We start from the raw sequence: 1,406 nt of genomic DNA, 5'->3' as shown, positions 1-1,406 counted from the left end.
CTCCGGGTCCACGTACAGCCCCATCACCCACACGTCGGCACCGGGCAGCGGCGGCCTGGTCGGTACGGACGGGGCCGGGGCCTCGTCGGGAGTCAGCCGCCACCGCCGCCGTATCCCCGCGACCGTCGCGTGCGAGAGGCCCAACTCCCGGGCCACGGCCCGGGACGCGCCGCTGCCGCCGGGCGCCAGCAGAGTACGGGTGACCACCTCCGCCTCGTCCACCGTCGCCGGTCTGCCGGTACGGGGCCGCTGCTCCAGCCCGTCGATCCCCGCGCTCGTCCACCGCTGCCGCCAGTTGCCCACGGTCTGCCGGGACACCCCGAGCCGCCGCGAGATCTCGGCGTCCCGCAGCCCGTCGGCGGCGAGCAGGACCACACTCGCGCGGGTGGCCAGGGGCCCGCCCGCCGCCTCCCAGCGCCGTAGGACGGCCCGGTGCTCGGCCGACAGCGGTCCGGCCGCCCGGTCGGCCGGACCGCCGCCCGTCCTCGTGGCCGGACGCGCGTCAGGCACCGGTGTCCCCCGTTCGCCGGCCGTCCCCGCGTACCAGCCGCAGGGTGAGGATCTGGAACGGCCGCAGGGTCAACGCCACGGACCCGGAACGCTGCTGACGGACAGTCAGGGTCTCCTCCAGCAGATCGGTCTCGTGCACCGCCGCGACCGGGAAGGCCGCGGTGAGGGTCGTACGGGCCCGGCCGCCGCGCGATTCGTAGAGCCGGACGACCACGTCGCCCGAGCGGTCGTCCGCGAGCTTGACCGCCTCCACCACCACGTCGGGGCTGTCCACGCCGACCAGCGGGGACACGCCCCGCCCGGCCGGCCCCGGCCGCAGCGGCAGGTTGAGCGCGTACCCCTCGGCGATCGCGTCGCCCACGTCCGCGCCGGGGCGCAGGGTGTGCCGGAAGCGCTGGGGACCGCGGTCCGCGTGCGGGTCGGGGCTGTGGGCGGCGCGCAGCAGGGAGAGCCGTACGGTCGTGGTCGTCCCGGCGTCCGCGCGGGTCGCGCGCGACACGTCGTACCCGTACGTGGAGTCCCCGGCCAGCGCCACCCCCCAGCCGTGCTCGCCGACATGGATCCAGCGGTGCGCCCAGGTCTCGTAACGGGCCGCGTCCCGGGCGGTGTTGTCGTGCGTGGGGCGCTCGACATGGCCGAACTGGATCTCGCCCCTGCTGTGTTCGGCGTGCACGTCCAGCGGCCAGGACGCCTTGAGGAGGGTGTCCCGCTCCCGCCAGTCGACCTCGGTGTCGAGGGTGAGGACCCTGCTCCCGGCGGCCAGGGACAGCTCCTGCTCGACGGTGGACCGCCCGGTGGACCGTACGACCCTGACCGCCGCCAGCAGGGGGCCGTGCTCGGTGACCTCCACCGAGCCCGCCGCGTCGAGGTCACGGCAGCCGGCGCGGGGCCGCGGG

General features: G+C 76.5%; 2 protein-coding genes. Both read right to left on the bottom strand.

The window, feature by feature from the left end; genetic code table 11:
• Positions 1-510: helix-turn-helix domain-containing protein (locus GT042_RS27600; protein ID WP_345943947.1), on the bottom strand; the 510-nt coding region annotated here is incomplete at its 3' end.
• Positions 503-1,406: glycoside hydrolase family 38 C-terminal domain-containing protein (locus tag GT042_RS27595; protein WP_237531264.1), on the bottom strand; the 904-nt coding region annotated here is incomplete at its 5' end. The genes GT042_RS27600 and GT042_RS27595, both read right to left, overlap by 8 nt.

This window comes from Streptomyces sp. SID3212, from assembly GCF_009865405.1.
Classification (GTDB): Bacteria; Actinomycetota; Actinomycetes; order Streptomycetales; family Streptomycetaceae; genus Streptomyces.
The sequence above is the reverse complement of the archived record's forward strand: the minus strand, read 5'-3'. Positions and strand labels throughout refer to the sequence as shown.